Annotated in this window: 14 protein-coding genes; 10 read left to right on the top strand and 4 right to left on the bottom strand. The window is 66.0% G+C overall.

The window, feature by feature from the left end; translation table 11 throughout:
- The first annotated feature begins 48 nt into the window (after positions 1–48).
- Positions 49–540 (top strand): GAF domain-containing protein, encoded by a 492-nt coding sequence (locus B0E48_RS15325; RefSeq protein ID WP_077519020.1) that lies wholly within the window; start codon positions 49–51, stop codon positions 538–540.
- 99 nt (positions 541–639) lie between these two features.
- Here the strand turns inward: B0E48_RS15325 and yihA are convergent, their stop codons facing one another.
- Entirely contained in the window at positions 640–1,293 is a 654-nt protein-coding gene (gene yihA / locus B0E48_RS15320; RefSeq protein WP_077519019.1) for a ribosome biogenesis GTP-binding protein YihA/YsxC, read from the bottom strand.
- Positions 1,294–1,409: 116 nt separating this feature from the next.
- Between yihA and B0E48_RS15315 the strand changes: the two genes are divergently transcribed.
- From B0E48_RS15315 to B0E48_RS15295, 5 genes are all read left to right on the top strand, one after another.
- On the top strand, positions 1,410–2,189 hold the full coding sequence (locus B0E48_RS15315; RefSeq protein ID WP_077519018.1) for a c-type cytochrome: 780 nt from the start codon (positions 1,410–1,412) through the stop codon (positions 2,187–2,189).
- Positions 2,190–2,303: 114 nt separating this feature from the next.
- Complete coding sequence (locus B0E48_RS15310; RefSeq protein ID WP_077519017.1) at positions 2,304–3,179, top strand: thiol:disulfide interchange protein DsbA/DsbL; 876 nt, start codon at positions 2,304–2,306, stop codon at positions 3,177–3,179.
- Positions 3,180–3,248: 69 nt separating this feature from the next.
- Complete coding sequence (locus tag B0E48_RS15305; protein ID WP_077519016.1) at positions 3,249–3,899, top strand: thiol:disulfide interchange protein DsbA/DsbL; 651 nt, start codon at positions 3,249–3,251, stop codon at positions 3,897–3,899.
- 134 nt (positions 3,900–4,033) lie between these two features.
- On the top strand, positions 4,034–4,849 hold the full coding sequence (locus B0E48_RS15300) for an endonuclease/exonuclease/phosphatase family protein (RefSeq protein ID WP_077519015.1): 816 nt from the start codon (positions 4,034–4,036) through the stop codon (positions 4,847–4,849).
- On the top strand, positions 4,846–5,265 hold the full coding sequence (locus B0E48_RS15295) for a hypothetical protein (RefSeq protein ID WP_077519014.1): 420 nt from the start codon (positions 4,846–4,848) through the stop codon (positions 5,263–5,265). Before B0E48_RS15300 ends, B0E48_RS15295 begins: the two co-directional genes overlap by 4 nt.
- Here B0E48_RS15295 and B0E48_RS15290 read toward each other — a convergent pair.
- A complete protein-coding gene (locus tag B0E48_RS15290; RefSeq protein ID WP_077519013.1) occupies positions 5,176–6,774 on the bottom strand; it encodes a glycoside hydrolase family 17 in 1,599 nt (532 codons plus the stop codon). The two genes, B0E48_RS15295 and B0E48_RS15290, sit on opposite strands and share 90 nt — an antisense overlap.
- Before the next feature lie 131 nt (positions 6,775–6,905).
- Here B0E48_RS15290 and B0E48_RS15285 point away from each other — a divergent pair, with 131 nt between their 5' ends.
- Positions 6,906–8,951, top strand: coding sequence for a transglycosylase SLT domain-containing protein (locus B0E48_RS15285; RefSeq protein ID WP_077519012.1), 2,046 nt, complete (start codon positions 6,906–6,908; stop codon positions 8,949–8,951).
- A gap of 29 nt (positions 8,952–8,980) precedes the next feature.
- Entirely contained in the window at positions 8,981–9,919 is a 939-nt protein-coding gene (locus tag B0E48_RS15280; RefSeq protein WP_077519011.1) for a complex I NDUFA9 subunit family protein, read from the top strand.
- 58 nt (positions 9,920–9,977) lie between these two features.
- On the opposite strand, the gene B0E48_RS15275 is transcribed toward B0E48_RS15280, so the two are convergent.
- Positions 9,978–10,565, bottom strand: a complete 588-nt coding sequence (locus B0E48_RS15275; RefSeq protein WP_077519010.1) for a flagellar basal body-associated protein FliL — start codon at positions 10,563–10,565, stop codon at positions 9,978–9,980.
- Between the two features lie 115 nt (positions 10,566–10,680).
- Positions 10,681–12,282 carry a tetratricopeptide repeat-containing sulfotransferase family protein gene (locus B0E48_RS15270; protein ID WP_254423989.1) on the bottom strand — a complete coding sequence of 534 codons (1,602 nt, stop codon included), beginning with the start codon at positions 12,280–12,282 and terminating at the stop codon, positions 10,681–10,683.
- 118 nt (positions 12,283–12,400) lie between these two features.
- On the opposite strand from B0E48_RS15270, the gene B0E48_RS15265 reads away from it, so the two are divergent.
- On the top strand, positions 12,401–13,636 hold the full coding sequence (locus B0E48_RS15265; protein ID WP_077519008.1) for a multifunctional CCA addition/repair protein: 1,236 nt from the start codon (positions 12,401–12,403) through the stop codon (positions 13,634–13,636).
- A gap of 74 nt (positions 13,637–13,710) precedes the next feature.
- Complete coding sequence (locus B0E48_RS15260) at positions 13,711–15,945, top strand: LTA synthase family protein (protein WP_139350314.1); 2,235 nt, start codon at positions 13,711–13,713, stop codon at positions 15,943–15,945.
- Positions 15,946–15,956 lie beyond the last annotated feature (11 nt).

The raw sequence follows: 15,956 nt of genomic DNA, 5'->3' as shown, positions 1-15,956 counted from the left end.
GCACGGTTCACCCGGCGCATAATAAGTACTTTGACTACGGATCACTTCATGTTCGAACTGAAGTCACCTGTTCACGCCAGCAAGCGGGAACATTACGAGGACCTGGTGCAGCAGGCACGCGGCCTGCTCGCCGGCGAACGCGACCCGATCGCGAACGCAGCGAATTTCAGCGCGCTGGTCTACCACAGCCTGCCCGAGTTGAACTGGGCCGGTTTCTACCTGTTCGACGGCACCGAGCTGGTGGTCGGCCCGTTCCAGGGCAAGCCGGCGTGCATTCGCATCGCGCTCGGCCGCGGTGTCTGCGGCACGGCGGCACAGACACGCGAAACCCAGCTGGTGCGCGACGTGAATGCGTTCGACGGGCATATCGCCTGCGACGCCGCCTCGCAATCGGAAATCGTGGTGCCGCTGGTCAAGACCGACGGCAGCCTGCTCGGCGTATGGGATGTGGACAGCCCGGTGATCGATCGCTTCGACGAGGACGATCGCGCCGGCATGCAGGCGCTATGCGCGGTGTTCATGGAAGCCGTGCGCGGCTGATTGCCCCGATTTGTAGGAGCTGCTTCAGCCGCGATGCTTTTCCTGGTGACCGGTCAAGAGCATCGCGGCTGAAACCGCTCCTACAGGAAAGCGTCAGCGCTAGCGCCCCTGAGGCGCACCCTCGCGCGGCTGCCGCAGCAGGGTCATCACCGCCTGTCGCGCTTCATCCACACCGGTACCAGCCGACGAGGAAAACACCTGTGCGGTGGCATGCAAGCCTTCGGCCGCAAACTGCTTGCGCAACGCGGCCAGCGCCTGCGTGGCCTGGCCGCGCGACAGCTTGTCAGCCTTGGTCAGCAGCAGATGGCAGGGCAGCTGGGTGGCGAAGCAGAACTCCAGCATCAGCCGGTCGAACTCCTTCAATGGATGGCGGATATCGACGATCAGCACCAGCCCGCGCAGGCTGCGGCGCTGATGAAGATACGCGTCGATCTCCAGCTTCCAGTGCTCGCGCATCTCCAGCGGCACCTTGGCGTAGCCGTAGCCGGGCAGATCGATCAGGCGCACATCCAGCGGTGGCTGGCCATCGACCTGGACCGGCGGCGGCAGGCTGAACGCGACCATCTGCTGGGTGCGGCCGGGCGTCTTGGAAGTGCGCGCCAGCCCTTTGTGATTGGTCAGCGCATTCAGGGCGCTGGACTTGCCGGCATTGGAGCGACCGGCGAACGCCACTTCGGCGCCTTGATCGGCGGGCAACTGGCTGATGCGATGGGCGGCGAGCACAAACTGCGCGCCTTGCAGGGGATTCGACATGGGAATGGTTTGACCAAGGTACGGTGGCACAGGGATAATTCTGCGGTTTCTGCCTGCTGCAGGCCTGATGGCTGCAATCGACGGCAGTGTTTGCAAGTCTTTCGGGAGTCAAGTGTATGAGTTTTCGCTCCGCTGGTTTTCGACCCGCTGTTCTCGGGTCTGCCGTAGCCCTCGTGTTCGCGCTGTCCGCCAGTGCGCTGATGGCCCAGGATGCGCAGCCGAAAACCGCCGCGCCAGCCGCTGCCAGCACGGCTGCCACGCCTGCGAACACGAGCAGCATGGCAGCCGCACCGACCGCCGAAGCCGCCATCAAGCCGGGCGATGCCACCGCCGGCCAGGCCAAGGCTGCCGTCTGCGGCGCCTGTCACGGCCTCGATGGCAACTCCAGCGACGCGCAATACCCGAAGCTGGCCGGCCAGAGCGAGCAGTACATCGTCCGCCAGCTGACCGACTTCAAGGCCGGCACGCGGCAAAACCCGATCATGCTGGGCATGGCCACGCCACTGTCCGAGCAGGACATGCATGACATCGGTGCCTACTTCGCCAGCAAGACCCCGCTGCCCGGCGTGGCCGATCAGGCCCTGGTGGAAAAAGGCGAGACGCTGTTCCGTCAGGGCGATACCAAGCGCGACATCCCCGCCTGCATGGCCTGCCACAGCATCGACGGCCACGGCAATCCGGGCGCGATGTATCCCGAGCTGACCAGCCAGCACGCGCAGTACATCCAGGCCACGCTGAAGTCCTGGCATGACGGCACCAGCTGGGGTACCGACGCGCACTCGCAGATCATGCCGTCGATCGCACAGAAGCTCGACGCCGACGATATCGCCGCACTGGCCAGCTACATCGAGGGCCTGCACAGCGCCGACAGCCAGCCGGCTGCCGCCACACCCTGATCTGATCGATCCACGCGCCGACCGAGAGGTCGGCGCTGTCGGTTTCAGCCCTACCCCGATTCAGATCAGCCTGATTCAGATCAGTCCGATCGGATCTTTCCCTAGAGGTAAGCCATGTTGAAGCGTCTGCCGTTCCTGTGTGCCGCCCTGCTCGCGCTTGCCGCCTGCAGCCATGACAACGGCAGTAATGCCCAGCCAGCCGCAGCGGCGACCAGCAGCGCAGCGACCACCGCTCCGGCCACCAGCAGCCCGACACCAGCCAGCGCGGCCACCACGACCACGCCGGCGGCAGCGGCGACCAGCGCCGCGCCAAGCGCCAGCGCGGCCACGCCGCCGCCTGCACCTGCAGCCCCTGCCGCCGCCTTCGTCGACAACGGCAAGTGGGTCGAGGGCAAGAACTACTTCCTGATCGAGCCCGCGCAGCCGACCAGCCATCCGGGCAAGATCGAAGTGACCGAGGTGTTCTCCTACGGCTGCCCGTCCTGCAACGCGTTCCACGCCACGGCCAACCAGATCGCCAGCAGCCTGCCAGCGGATGCGGTGATGACGTACGTGCCGGCCTCGTTCATTCCGCAGGAAAACTGGCCGCTGCTGCAACGTGCGTACTTCACGGCGCAAGCCATGGACGTTGCCGACAAGGGCAATGACGCGATGTACGACGCGGTGTGGAAGACCAAGGAACTCAGTTCGATGAATGCCGCCGGCACCGGCCTGAAGCCCGCGGCGGCCCTGCCGACCATCGAGGACGTCGCCAAGGTGTACGCGAAGTTCGGCGCCGATCCGCAGCAGTTCGTCGCGATCGCCAACTCGTTCGCCGTCAACATCAAGATGAAGCGGGCCGACGACCTGGTCAAAGCCTATGGCGTTACCGGCACCCCGACCATGGTGATCAACGGCAAGTATCGCTTCGATGTCGGCAATGCCGGTGGCTACGCACAGGCCGTCGAACTGACCCAGTGGCTGGTGGCCAAGGAAGCGGCTGGCAAGTAAGCCGCGGACCGGAGCGATTCGGTTAACCTGACCGGCGTCCAAGCGACCGCCCTGCGAAGAGAACTCTCCATGTTCAAGCGAATGACCCGATTGCGTGCCATCTTCCTGCTCGGCGGCCTGCTGCTGGCCAGCGCCTGCACTGCGCAGTCCAGCGCAGCGGCGCCGTACACCGAAGGCAACGAATACGTGACGCTGCCCGGTCCGCACCAGCGTTACAGCAGCAGCGGCAAGGTGGAAGTGGTCGAGGTGTTTTCCTACGGCTGCATCCACTGCGCGCACTTCGCGCCGATCGCCGAGCAGCTGCGCAAGCAACTGCCGGCCGGGGTGGAATTCAAGCTGGTGCCGGCACCGTTCAATGCCGAATGGGTCCCGTATGCGCGTGCGTATTACGCGGCCAAGCAGCTTGGCGTGGTCGAGCGCACGCACCTGCAGTTGTTCAAGGACAAGTTCGATGAGCATTATCCGATCAGTTCGATGGACGAACTGGCCGATTTCTATGCCCGTCAAGGCGTCAACCGCGACAAGTTCATGCAGATCGCCACCTCCCCTGAGGCGACCGCAGCGCTTAAGACCGACCTGAACCTGATCCAGCGCTGGCAGGTGGATGGCACCCCAAGCATCGTGGTCGACGGCAAGTACCGCGTGGCCAATGTGCAGACCCCGGACGAAATGGCCGCCGTGGCCCTGTGGCTGGCCAAGCGCGAACTCAGCGGCAAGTAAGCTGACTATCCGCGCGCCGGCGAGGACACGGCTGGCGCGCGGTTCACTTCGTGTAGAGCATGCTGATGACAGTGTTCCGCTGACGGCACCATTTGCGTGACCGTCGGCATCCCCTCCCCGTGCAGTGTGTTGCGATGACCCGCGCCGCCATTCTCCAAGCCGCCCCTGCCGAGCGCCGTCTGCGCCTGCTGAGCTGCAACATCCTGGCCGGTGCCAGCGTGCAGCGTTACAGTGAATACGTCACCCGCAGCATCAATGCAGTGCTGCCAGGGCGCAACAAGATGGACAACCTCGACCGGCTCGCCGAGGTGTTGCCGCAGTTCGACGTGATCGGCCTGCAGGAAGCCGACGCCGGCAGCCTGCGCTCGGGCTTCCTCAACCAGACCCGTTATCTCGCCGAAACCGCCGGCATGCCGTACTGGAGCCATCAGCCGAACCGCGCGATGGCGCGGCTGGCCCATTCGGCGAACGGGCTGATCAGCCGGCTGCAACCGCATTCGGTGCTGGATTACCCGCTGCCCAGCCGCATCCCCGGTCGCGGTGCGCTGCTGGCGCAGTTCGGCGAAGGCGGCAGCGCGCTGGCCGTGATGGTTGCGCATCTGTCGCTGAGCGCCCCCGCGCGCACGCGCCAGCTCGGCTTCATCGCCGAGCTTCTGCAGGATTTCCCGCACGCGGTGCTGATGGGCGATTTGAACACCGAGCCGGGCAGCGCGGAGATGGATCACCTGTTCAACAAATGCAGCCTGCAGCCGCCGGCACAATCGACACCGACCTTCCCGAGCTGGAAGCCGCGCCGCGCGCTGGACCACATCCTGACCTCGGCGGCGGTGCGGCTGGACAAGGTCTGGACGTTGCCGCAGGCGTTCTCCGATCACCTGCCCCTGGCGGCGGAAATCTGCCTGCCGGCGCATGTCGGCGGCAAGTCATCCGCGTCGGACCGCCACCGATGATGGCGCGCGCGTGGCGACCGCTGCTTGCATGGTTGTCGTTGCTGGCAGTGGCGCTGGGGGCGGCATGGCTGCGCTATGACCTGATCGAATCCAGCGCGATCGGCCAGTTGTGCAGTGGCAACCATAGCCCGCTGTGGTGCCAGTGGCGGCAATGGCTGGTGCTGGGTTTCCTACACGATGTCTATGGCGCCGTCGCGTTGCTCGCCGCCGTAATGGCACTGCTGAGCCGGCGCGTGTCGCTGGCGTGGCTGGCCGCCGCCCTGGGTGCTTTCGCGCTGCTGTTGTACTGCTACGAGGCGGGCGCGCTGGCGCTGCTGATCGGTTGTCTACGCCTGCTGCGTCTGCAGACGCCGACGTCCGTGCCACCACTCGAGCAGCACCGGCAACGCGATCAACAGATTCAGTCCGAGCCATAGCCACGCCACCGGTGTCAGCCACGCTTCCTGCGCCAGCACGACCGTCGCCAGCAAGCACACCGACATGGCGAGGAAACGCTCCTCCAGCCACGGCATCGACGCCTCGCGTCGATCGGACAGCCAGCCAGTCAACGCATAGCCGACGCACGGCAGCATGAACAGGCCCAGCGGAAAATCGCGGTAGCGGCCGTCGAACACCAGCAGCAAGCCGTAGAACGCCAGCACGAACAGCCAGCCGAAGCGCAGCCAGCGCGGCAACGACACCAGCATGACATCGGCCATCCGCGCAGCGATCCAGCGCGCCAGCCACAACGCACTGAACAGGGCCAGCGCACAGGCGATCAGCGACGCCGTCCATTCCCACGGATCACGACAGGCGTACAGCATCTGCCGGACCTGCCAGGCCAATGCGCAGCCACTGGCAAACCCGGCCAGCTTCAAGGCGAGCCAACCGCGCCAGCCCGTCCACCGGCGACGCCATATGCCGACCAGCACAAACAGCCACGCGCCCGCCACACCGGCCAGCCAGCCGATCCACCAGCGCGGCTCCTCGGTCACCGGACCGACCATCGCGAACTTCGGTCGCGCCTGCGCATCGAAGATGCCCCAGTAACCGCCGGCGGTGCCTTCCTGCGCGCGTTTCCACGGCTGGTCGAACGCCTCGATCACGTTGTACGGCATCTGCACCGTGGCCGCGTAGACCAGGAATTCGCGCAGGTAGCGCGCCTCGTTGATCACGCTGGCACTCGCCGCCTGGCGCGGCCGTCCGGCGCTGGGCCAGCCGGTCTCGCCGATCATCACGCGACGGCCGGGAAACGCCTGCTGCACTTTCGCGTACACCGTCGCCACGTGCTGCACCGCGCGTTCCGGCGACACCGGCGTGTCCTCCCAGTACGGCAGGACATGGATGGTGAGGTAGTCGACCGAGCTGGCCAGCTCGGGATGGCGCAGCCAGAACTCCCACACATCCGCATACGTCACTGGCACGCTGACCGCGGCGCGCACTTCGTGCAGATAACCGGCCAGTTGCGCCGAAGACAGTTCGCCACGCAACAACACCTCGTTGCCGACGATGACGCCGCGCAGCACCTGCGGATATTTGCGCGCGGTAGCGATGCCGAGCCGGACCTGCTGCTCGTTCATCTGCTTGTTGGCGCCCAGCCATATGCCGAGCAGCACCTTCATGCCGTAGCGGCTGGCGATCTCAGGCACCGCGCTGAGACCCTGCCCCTGCGAATACGTGCGCACACAATCGAAACGCTGCGACAACGCACGCAGATCTTCATCGATGCGCGCCGGGCTGATGAATGCGTGCGGATCCAGCGGCGTTTCGCCCGCCTCGCGGAATGGCGCGTACGACACACACGCGATGCGCGCCGACGGCGCATCCGGCAATGTCACCGGACGACCGATCGCCCACCACCAGTACGCCCCCGCCAGTGCCAGCAAGGCCAGCACCAGCCAGGCGAATGCGTGCCGCTGATTGACGGGCGTAGAGGCTGACGACATGCCGGTTCCGATGATCCTGATGACGAAGCGCGTCAGCTTAACAGGCGCCTCCCGCTGCGCCGACGGCCCGTGTTCACCTGGCGCCACGAAGGCATGAACTAAACTGCCACTGGATCGACGCAGGAGCTCGCATGTTTTTTCGTTCACCCTCGCGGCGCACGCTGCTGGCCGGTTTGTTGTTGACCGCCGGCTGGCTGCTCGCCGCCACCGGCGCAGCGGCCAGCGAACCTACCGCCGCCCAGCGCGCCGCATTCAAGCAGGCTTATGCCGCCGCCCAGCAGGGCGGTGACGGCTGGCGCAGCATGGCTACCGACCTGCGCGACTATCCGCTGTATCCGTACCTGCAGGCTGCCGCGCTCGAGCACGACATCCAGCAGATCGATCGCGCCGCCGTGGAGTCATACCTCAAGCAATACCCGGACTGGATTCCTGCCGCCGACCTGCGCCGCGATTTCCTGCTGGAACTGGCACGGCGCCAGGACTGGGACGATTTTCTCGCGCTGTACCAACCGGGCCTCAACGACGCACTGAGCTGCGACGCACTGCAGGCACGAATGGCGAATGGAAGCACCCTGGATTTCGACAAGGATCTGGCCGCGCTGTGGACGAAGCCGAACCTGCCCAGTGCCTGCGACCCGATACTGAGCGCCGCACACGATCAAGGCCTGCTGACCAGCGCCCGGTTGTGGACGCGGATCGATCGTGCCGTCGATGCCGGTCAAGGTGGCACCGTCGCCAGCCTCGCCAACTGGCTGCCGCCGGACGACCGCAGCAGCGCGCAGCAACTCGCACAGGCCTTGCGCGATCCGGCCGGTGCCGCCGCGGCAGCGGTCAATTGGCCCGATACCCCGCGTAACACGCAGGCTGTCACGCTGGCGCTGAGCCGGCTGGCGCGACGCCAGTCCGACAGCGCCGACAGCGCATGGCAGCAACTGCAGTCACGTTTCAACTTCAGCGAACCACAACGCAACCAGATCCTGCACGCACTGGCGCTGTTCCATGCCACCGATTTCGACGACAACGCGCTGGCGCGGCTGATCGCCCTGCCCGCCGCCGCGCAATCCGATGCGAGCCGCGAATGGCGTGTGCGCGTGGCGCTGGCGCAGCAGGAATGGCCGGCGGTGCTGGCGGCGATCAATGCGATGCCGGCCAGCCAGCAGCAGGACGGCGAGTGGCGCTACTTCCGCGCGCGCGCGCTGGCTGCCACCGGCCAGACCGGACAGGCACAGGCGCTGTATGCCAACCTCGCCAGGGAAACCACGTTCTTCGGCTTCCTCGCCGCCGACCAGCTCGGCCAGCCCTACGCGATCTGCCCGCGTACACCGATCGACGACTCGCAGCAGGAGCAGGCGCTGCTTGCTCAACCCAATCTGCTGCGCGCGTTCGAGCTGTTCGCGGTGGACCTGCCGAAGCTGGCACGGCGCGAATGGGCACGCGCGCTGGATGGCGCCGACGAACGCACGCAAGTGCTGGCCGTCAAACTGGCGGACGCCCGCGGCTGGTACGACCGCGCGGCATTCACCCTCAATCACGGCGAGGCGATGCGCTACTACACGCTGCGCTTCCCGCTCGCCAGCCAGGACGGCGTGGTAGCGCAGGCCGAACAGGCCGGCATCGACCCCGCCTGGGCCTACGGCATCCTGCGCGCGGAAAGCGCATGGGTGAGCGACGCCCGCTCCGGCGCCGACGCGCGCGGCTTGATGCAACTGGTACCGGCCACCGCCGAGCTGGTCGCCCAGCGCAACGGGCTGAACTGGAATGGAGGCGACTCGCTGTACGACCCCAGCGTAAACATCGAACTGGGTACGCGCTACCTGGCACAGATGGCCGAGCGCTTCAACGGCGCGCCATGGCTGGCCAGCGCCGCCTACAACGCCGGCCCGAACCGGGTCGACCAGTGGGTAGCCGCACGCAGCCAGCTGGCGCCGGACCTGTTCATCGCCACCATCCCGTTCAAGGAAACCCGCGAATACGTGGCACGCGTGATGGACTTCAGCGTGATGTACGACTGGCGCCTGCACGGCAACGCGGTGCCGCTGAGTACGCGACTGACCGCGATCGGTCAGCCGTATGGACTGCCAGACGCCTCAACGCTGCGCAAGACGATCGATTGTCCGCCACCCCCGACGGTCAGCGCACCGGCTAACGCCGCCTCTACACCACACGCTTCACCATAGAGCCCTGCCCGCCCCGAGGATCGATTCGCATGGCCGCACAGCAACTCGTCATCCTCGGCGGTACCGGCTTCGTCGGCAGCCACCTGGTGCCACGGCTCGCCGCCGACGGCCATCGCATCGTGCTGCTCAGCCGCAACCGCGAGCAGCACCGTGAACTGGGCGTGCTACCGCAGGTGCGCGTGCGCAGCGCCGATGTCTACAACGACGAGGTGCTGCGCCGTGAGCTTGAAGGCGCCGACGCGGTGATCAACCTGATCGGCATCCTCAACCCGAGTGGCAAGCACAGCTTCCAGCGCGCGCACGTGGAGCTGACCAGGCGCCTGATCGCGGCCTGCCATGCCAGCAGTGTCGGCCGGCTGCATCAGATGAGCTCGCTGAAAGCCGGCCAGGGCCTCTCGCAGTATCTGAAGACGCGTGGCGAGGCCGAGTCGCTGGTCAAGGCATCCGGGCTCGACTGGACGATCTACCAGCCCAGCGTGATCTTCGGCGAGGGCGACGGTCTGGTCAGTCGCTTCGCCGTCCTGCTGCGGCGCATGCCGATGCTGCCGCTGGCACGCGCCAAGGCACGCATGGCACCCACTTACGTCGGCGACGTGGCCGAGGCGATCGCCCGCTGCGTCGGCAGCGCCAAGCTCGGCCAGCGCCGCAGCCTTGAGCTATACGGCCCCGAGGTGCTGACACTTGGCGAGATCGTGCACCGGATTCGCGACACCGCCGGCCTGCGTACGCCGATCATCCCGCTGCACGACAGCTTGGGCCAGCTGCAGGCGCAGGTCGCCGGCCTGTTGCCCGGCACACCGTTTTCGCTCGACAACTTCCGCTCGTTGCGCACCGACTCGGTCGGCAAGACCGATGGCTACGCCGCGCTGGGCATCGTGCCGCAGCCGTTCACGCCGTGGCTGCCGCGGTTGCTGGGTGGGTCACTGCTGCAAAAGCGATTGAATGAAGCGCGGGCATTCCGGCGCTGATTTCGCCTTCATCGAGCGAGAAAAGCGACGGTGGCACTGAATCGCCACCCATCCTCGCTCAATCACCCGGCAGCAGATGCTCCTGGACCAGCCGGCTGGTGGATTCGCTCAACCGACCCTGCCCATCGAAGTGCAGCACCACCACCCAGTTGTAGACATCGCCCGGCCATGTCTTGCGGCCCAGCAACTGTTTGGCATCGCCACCCAGCGCCTCGATCAGTTTCACGATATGGCCGTGATGCCAGGCGATCAGCACCACCGGCGCATCGTTCTTCTTGCGTAAGGCCTTGGCCAGGTCGTCGACCTGATCGTCGGCCCAGGGTTGCTCGATCGGCAGCTGCAGGCGTGCGGCCAGCGGCGTCAAGGTGAGCCGCGGACGCATGCTCGCCTTGCTGTCGCGGGTGGCAATCAGGCGTTGCGGCAGCAGCGTGCTGCCATCGAGCTGCAGCGGATCGAAATAGCTGGCGTAGGCTGCCGCGCGTTGCTCGCCGCGTGGACTGAGGGCATTGCCCTGGTCGGGTTTCTCGGCGTGCCGGATGATCAGCACGGTGACATCGTGCAGACCGCGCGCGTTCTTGTCGGCATGGTGCGCGGATACCAGCACAGGCCATAGCAACAACACCCAAAACAATTTATGCAACCGCATGATCGGGATTCCACGTGGAGGGTGCGCGCCAGAATATCAGCGCGGTCATCTGGCCAGAGTCGCCGGACTGAACGGATGCCAAAGCGAAGTGTGGCGCTGGGCAAGCTGGCTTCGGTCAGGGTGAAGCGACCGACTCCAGCAAGGCACGCAGCCGTTGCAGGCTGTCTCCATACCATGCGCTGCGCGCACTGTCCCGGCGCAGCAGCTGCTCGGTCGAAATGCCGCCGGGCACGTGTGCGCCATTCGCTGCCCGCGCCGGTTGAACGCAGGCCGGATCAAACGGCAGGTCGCAGAATTCGAGCAACCGGCGCACCCGCGCTGCGGGATCGGCCAACCAAGATTCGTAGTCATGTTCAAGGAAACGCGCGGGAAACAGCTGCTGCCAGTGCCGGCTGAGCCGATCGTAATCACGCCAGTAACTGACCATGTGATCGAGGTCGTAACTGAAGTCGTTGCCGCTGACGAAAAACTGTCGATAGCAGGCAAAACAGCTTTCGAACGCCTCGCGCCGACTGTTCACCACGCGCGCACCCGGCAACATCGCCAGGGCCGCGCCCACCAGTTGCCAGTTGAGCGAGTTCCGGTCGATGAAACGCGGCTTGTGTCCACGCCAGCGCTCGATACGCGCCAAGTAAGCCTGCCCCAGCCGCGACCAGTCGGCCGCTGTCGCCGAACCCACCCACTGCGGGAACGGTTGTCGACGACCTGCCGACTCGGCATCGAGGATCTGCCGCAGATCGACTACCTCGTCGGCAGCAACCGCCTGCGGATGCGCGGCAAGGATCTGCTCGGTCAGCAGGGAGCCCGATTGCGGCAACGCCACGATGAAGATCACCCCGTCACCCTGCGTCGCATCCGCCGCGCCCTGCATGGGTTCGGGGAAAGCCTTGGTGAGCGCATCGACCTGCGCACTCGCCAACGCGGGGTTCCAGTTCAGCTGTCGCTGCTGCAAGGCGTTGACCTTGTGCAGTGCACGCAGCGCCGCCGGCGGATCGGCCTGATCCTCCAGCGCCCGGACCAGCGCAAAACCGAGCGCGACGCGTGCGGCGATGGTCGCGTGGGGCCGCCGCAGTGCCCGCTGCAACCGAGTGACGTCGGTCGCGCTGAAAGGCTCGACGTCGAGACTGGCCAGCTCGAACCACGCCGTCGACTGGCCGGGCTGGCGACGCAGCACCTCGCGGTAGTTCGCGCTTGCCAGCTTGGCCATGCCGAGGCCAGCCTCGGCCTGTGCCAGCATGATCCGCGCCGGCACATGCCCCGGGTCGATATCCAGCGTCCGTTGCAAGGCGGTGATGGCGCCGGCGGGACGTCCCTGCGACAGGTACATCTCGCCAAGGCTGAACCAGCCCGGCGCAAAATCCGGCACCATCGCACAAGCCCGCTGCAGGCATGCCACGGCAGCCTCGGATTCGCCACTGGCATACAGTGACATTGAAAGATTCATCTGGATCAGCGCGTCGGCAGGCCGCAGGTCCTGCGCCTGTCGCAGCAGCACCAACGCCTGCGGGTAGTCGCCACGCAAATGCTGCAGCAGCCCGCACATGCGCCACACCTCCGCACAATCAGGCTGCAGTGTCAGCACGCGAGCCAGTGCTGCCTCGGCCGCTGCCGGCTCCTGACGATCCAGCGCAACAGTGGCAGCCTCCAGCAGGGCGGCCGCTGCCGGCGGTAGCCCCACGGCACGACCCTGCATCAGCGGATGAGGAGGTCCTGCCATCACTCTCGCCTGTCCTCCGGTGGTAATCCCTGCGTCAGCTTACGTGAGGGCGATGGCCGCATAAAGCGCGCAGCGGTTATGCGCACAGCTGCCCCGGCGCGCATGGCAGAATCCCGGTATGCACACCTATCTGGTCGGCGGCGCGGTCCGTGACAAATTGCTGGGACGACCGGTGGTCGATCACGACCATGTGGTGGTCGGCGCGCTGCCCGAAGACTTGCTTGCGCTGGGCTACAAGCCGGTGGGCAAGGATTTCCCGGTATTCCTGCATCCGAAGACCGGCGAGGAATACGCGCTGGCACGCACCGAGCGCAAAACCGGGCGCGGCTATCACGGCTTCGTGTTCCAGGTCGATGCTACCGTGACGCTGGAGCAGGATCTGGCGCGGCGCGACCTCACCATCAATGCGATCGCCGAAGATGCGCAAGGCGTGCTGACCGATCCGTATCACGGCGTGCGCGATATCGAGGCACGCGTGCTGCGGCATGTGTCGCCCGCGTTTGTCGAGGATCCGGTACGCGTGCTGCGGGTGGCGCGCTTCGCCGCGCGCTTCGCACCGTTGGGTTTCACGGTGGCCGACGAAACCATGGCGTTGATGCGACAGATGGTCGACGACGGCGAGGTGGACCATCTGGTGCCCGAGCGCGTCTGGGCGGAGACGCGCAAGGCGCTAAGCGAACCGCGGCCATCGGCGTTCCTGCAGGTGCTGCGCGCATGCGGCGCACTGGCCGTGCTGTTTCCCGAAATCGATGCGTTGTATGGCGTGCCGCAGCGCGCCGAGTTCCATCCCGAAATCGACACCGGCGTGCATCTGGAGATGGTGCTGGATGCCGCGGCGCGGCTGGCACCGGGCGACGACCTGGTCGGCTTCTGCGCGCTCACGCACGACCTCGGCAAGGCGCTGACGCCAGCCGACGAACTGCCGCGCCATGTCGGCCACGAGCATCGCGGCGTGGCGCCGCTTCGCGCACTGGCCACACGACTGAAGGTGCCGACCGAACACGCCGCGTTGGCCGAGCTGGTCTGCCGCGAGCATCTGAATGCGCACCGCGCGTTCGAACTGAAGCCGGCCACGGTACTGAAGCTGCTCGGCGCGCTCGATGCACTGCGTCGCCCCACGCGGCTGGACACCTTCCTCGCCGCCTGCGAGGCCGACAAGCGCGGTCGGCTCGGTCACGAAGACGACGCTTATCCGCAGGCCGCGTACCTGCGCGAAGCGTGTGCCGCAGCAGCGTCCGTCGATGCGAGTGCGTTTGTCGAACAAGGTCTGGCCGGTCCGGCGATCGGCGAAGCCATGGCCGCGGCCCGCACCGACGCGATCGCCACCGTGAAAACTAACCACTCGAAAAGCTGATCCGCGGTATAAAGCCCGGATAAAGATTGCCCGCAGCGGGCATCCGTCGATCTCACGTTCTGCTGGAGCTACCCGTGCCCCGCGCATTCACCCCTGTCTCACCCCTGCGTCAGCGTTTCCGTCCACTCTGGTGGCTGGCGATCACCTTCGTGGCGATCTCCTTCGTCACCCGCGTGGCGCTGCTGGTGATGTCCGGCCAGGACGTGCCGCACACGCCGCTGAACCTGCTGTACGCCTTCGGCGTGGGCCTGGGCTACGACTTGGTCACCTTCATCTACGTGGCATGGCCGATGGTGCTGATGCTGTGGCTGGTGCCGGCACGGCGCGCGCCGATTTCCGGCGTCGGCCTGTGGCTGCTGTACCTGCTCGGCATGGCGCTGCTGTACGCGGCTTGCCTCGGCCTGGTGTTCCTGCTGTGGCATGTGCATGTGCATGAGTCGTGGCCGCTGATCGTGTTGTTCCTGTTCTTCCTGCCGATGCCGGCACTGGCGTACTCCGCGCGCAGCGGGCAGTGGGCGATGTACGTGATGGGCCTGGTGCTGCTGTACGGACTGTTCTTCGTGGCGGCCTCCGAACTGGTGTTCTGGAACGAGTTCAGCGTGCGCTTCAATTTCATCGCGGTGGATTATCTGGTCTACACCACCGAGGTGATCGGCAATATCCAGGAGTCCTACCCGATCGGGCGCTGGCTCGCGTTGCTGATGGTGGCCGCGCTGGTGGTGTTTCTGCTGACCAAACGCGGTCTGCGCACGCGCGATGGCGGCAGCCGCTTCTGGCAACGCAGCAAGCTGGCGCTGTGGTGGCTGGTGCTGACCGTGCTCTCGCTGTTTGCGGTCAACAGCGGCATGAAGGACCGCACCGGCAACAGCTACGTCGACGAGCTGGCCGGCAACGGCATCTACCAGTTCTTCGCCGCGTTCCGCAGCAGCCATCTCGATTATGCGAAGTTCTACCAGACCCTGCCGGACGACAAGGCATTCGGCATCCTGCGCGAGAATCTGAAGGCGCCGAACGCGAGCTTCACCAGCGACGACCCGAAGGATCTCACCCGCGCGATCACCCACGTTGGGCCGGAGAAGCATCTCAACGTGGTGCTGATCAGCGTGGAGAGCCTGTCCGGCGATTACCTGGGCACGTTCGGCAACACCGAAAACCTCACGCCGTATCTGGACTCGCTGGCCAGCCAGAGTGTGTTCTTCGACAACCTGTACGCGAACGGCACACGCACCGTGCGCGGGCTGGAAGCGCTGTCGCTGTCGGTGCCGCCGACGCCCGGCGATTCGCTGATCCGCGAGCACAACAACGAGAATCTGTTTTCGATAGCCAGCATCTTCAACGATCGCGGCTACCAGTCGGACTTCGTCTACGGTGGCTACGGCTACTTCGACAACATGAACTACTTCTTCAGCCACAACGGCTACAAGACGGTGGATCGCGGCGACATCCCGAAGGATGCGGTGATCCACAGCCAGAACGTATGGGGTGTGGCCGACGAGGACTTGTACACGCTGGCGTTGAAGCAGATGGACGACGCGCAGGCGGCCGGCAAGCCGTTCTTCCTGCACATCATGACCACCTCCAACCACCGGCCGTACACCTACCCGGCCGGGCGCGTGTCGCAGGTGGCGCCGTCGCGTCAGGGGGCGGTGGCGTACACCGACTGGTCGATCAAGGACTTCATCGAGCGAGCGCGCAGCAAGCCTTACTTCGACAACACCGTGTTCGTGATCACCGCCGACCACTGCGCCTCCAGCGCAGGCAAGACCGCCATACCGATCAACCACTACCACATCCCGTTGTGGATCTATTCGCCGAAGAACTTCCCGCCGCAGCGCGTGCACACCCTGATGGGCCAGCTGGACATCCCGCCGACCCTGCTCGGCATGCTCAACTTCAGCTACCGCACGCGCTTCTTCGGCCAGGACGTGTTCCAGCTGCCCGCGGGCGGCGGGCATGCCCTGCCCGGCACCTACGAGAAGCTCGGCTACCTGCGCGACGACGTGCTCACCGTGCTGGAGCCGCGGCGCAAGCTGGAGCAGATGAAACCGGATTACGCCACCGGCGACGCGACGCCGATCCAGCCGGTGAACCAGGCGATGGTCGACCAGACGATCGCCTACTACCAGGTCGCCAGCGATATGTTCAAACGCGGTCAGCTGGTACGCCGAGCGAGCGATTCGATGCCGGTGCAGCCGCTGCCGTTGCCAGCGCCCGCCACGTCGGTACCAGCACCCGCCACTTCGGCACCAGCGCCTGCCAGCTCGGCCTCAGTGCCGGCAACGGCCGGTACGACGGCAATCACGCATTGAGCGAGTCATCG

The sequence above is a fragment of the Rhodanobacter sp. C03 genome (genome assembly GCF_002001175.1).
Lineage (GTDB): Bacteria > Pseudomonadota > Gammaproteobacteria > Xanthomonadales > Rhodanobacteraceae > Rhodanobacter.
This window is presented reverse-complemented; position numbering and strand designations above follow the sequence as displayed.

Excerpts from the sequence above, each read along its gene's own strand:
- B0E48_RS15325 (WP_077519020.1), top strand. The coding sequence starts at position 49 with ATGTTCGAACTGAAGTCACCTGTTCACGCCAGCAAGCGGGAACATTAC.
- yihA (WP_077519019.1), bottom strand. The coding sequence starts at position 1,293 with ATGTCGAATCCCCTGCAAGGCGCGCAGTTTGTGCTCGCCGCCCATCGC.
- B0E48_RS15315 (WP_077519018.1), top strand. The coding sequence starts at position 1,410 with ATGAGTTTTCGCTCCGCTGGTTTTCGACCCGCTGTTCTCGGGTCTGCC.
- B0E48_RS15310 (WP_077519017.1), top strand. The coding sequence starts at position 2,304 with ATGTTGAAGCGTCTGCCGTTCCTGTGTGCCGCCCTGCTCGCGCTTGCC.
- B0E48_RS15305 (WP_077519016.1), top strand. The coding sequence starts at position 3,249 with ATGTTCAAGCGAATGACCCGATTGCGTGCCATCTTCCTGCTCGGCGGC.
- B0E48_RS15300 (WP_077519015.1), top strand. The coding sequence starts at position 4,034 with ATGACCCGCGCCGCCATTCTCCAAGCCGCCCCTGCCGAGCGCCGTCTG.
- B0E48_RS15295 (WP_077519014.1), top strand. The coding sequence starts at position 4,846 with ATGATGGCGCGCGCGTGGCGACCGCTGCTTGCATGGTTGTCGTTGCTG.
- B0E48_RS15290 (WP_077519013.1), bottom strand. The coding sequence starts at position 6,774 with ATGTCGTCAGCCTCTACGCCCGTCAATCAGCGGCACGCATTCGCCTGG.
- B0E48_RS15285 (WP_077519012.1), top strand. The coding sequence starts at position 6,906 with ATGTTTTTTCGTTCACCCTCGCGGCGCACGCTGCTGGCCGGTTTGTTG.
- B0E48_RS15280 (WP_077519011.1), top strand. The coding sequence starts at position 8,981 with ATGGCCGCACAGCAACTCGTCATCCTCGGCGGTACCGGCTTCGTCGGC.
- B0E48_RS15275 (WP_077519010.1), bottom strand. The coding sequence starts at position 10,565 with ATGCGGTTGCATAAATTGTTTTGGGTGTTGTTGCTATGGCCTGTGCTG.
- B0E48_RS15270 (WP_254423989.1), bottom strand. The coding sequence starts at position 12,282 with ATGGCAGGACCTCCTCATCCGCTGATGCAGGGTCGTGCCGTGGGGCTA.
- B0E48_RS15265 (WP_077519008.1), top strand. The coding sequence starts at position 12,401 with ATGCACACCTATCTGGTCGGCGGCGCGGTCCGTGACAAATTGCTGGGA.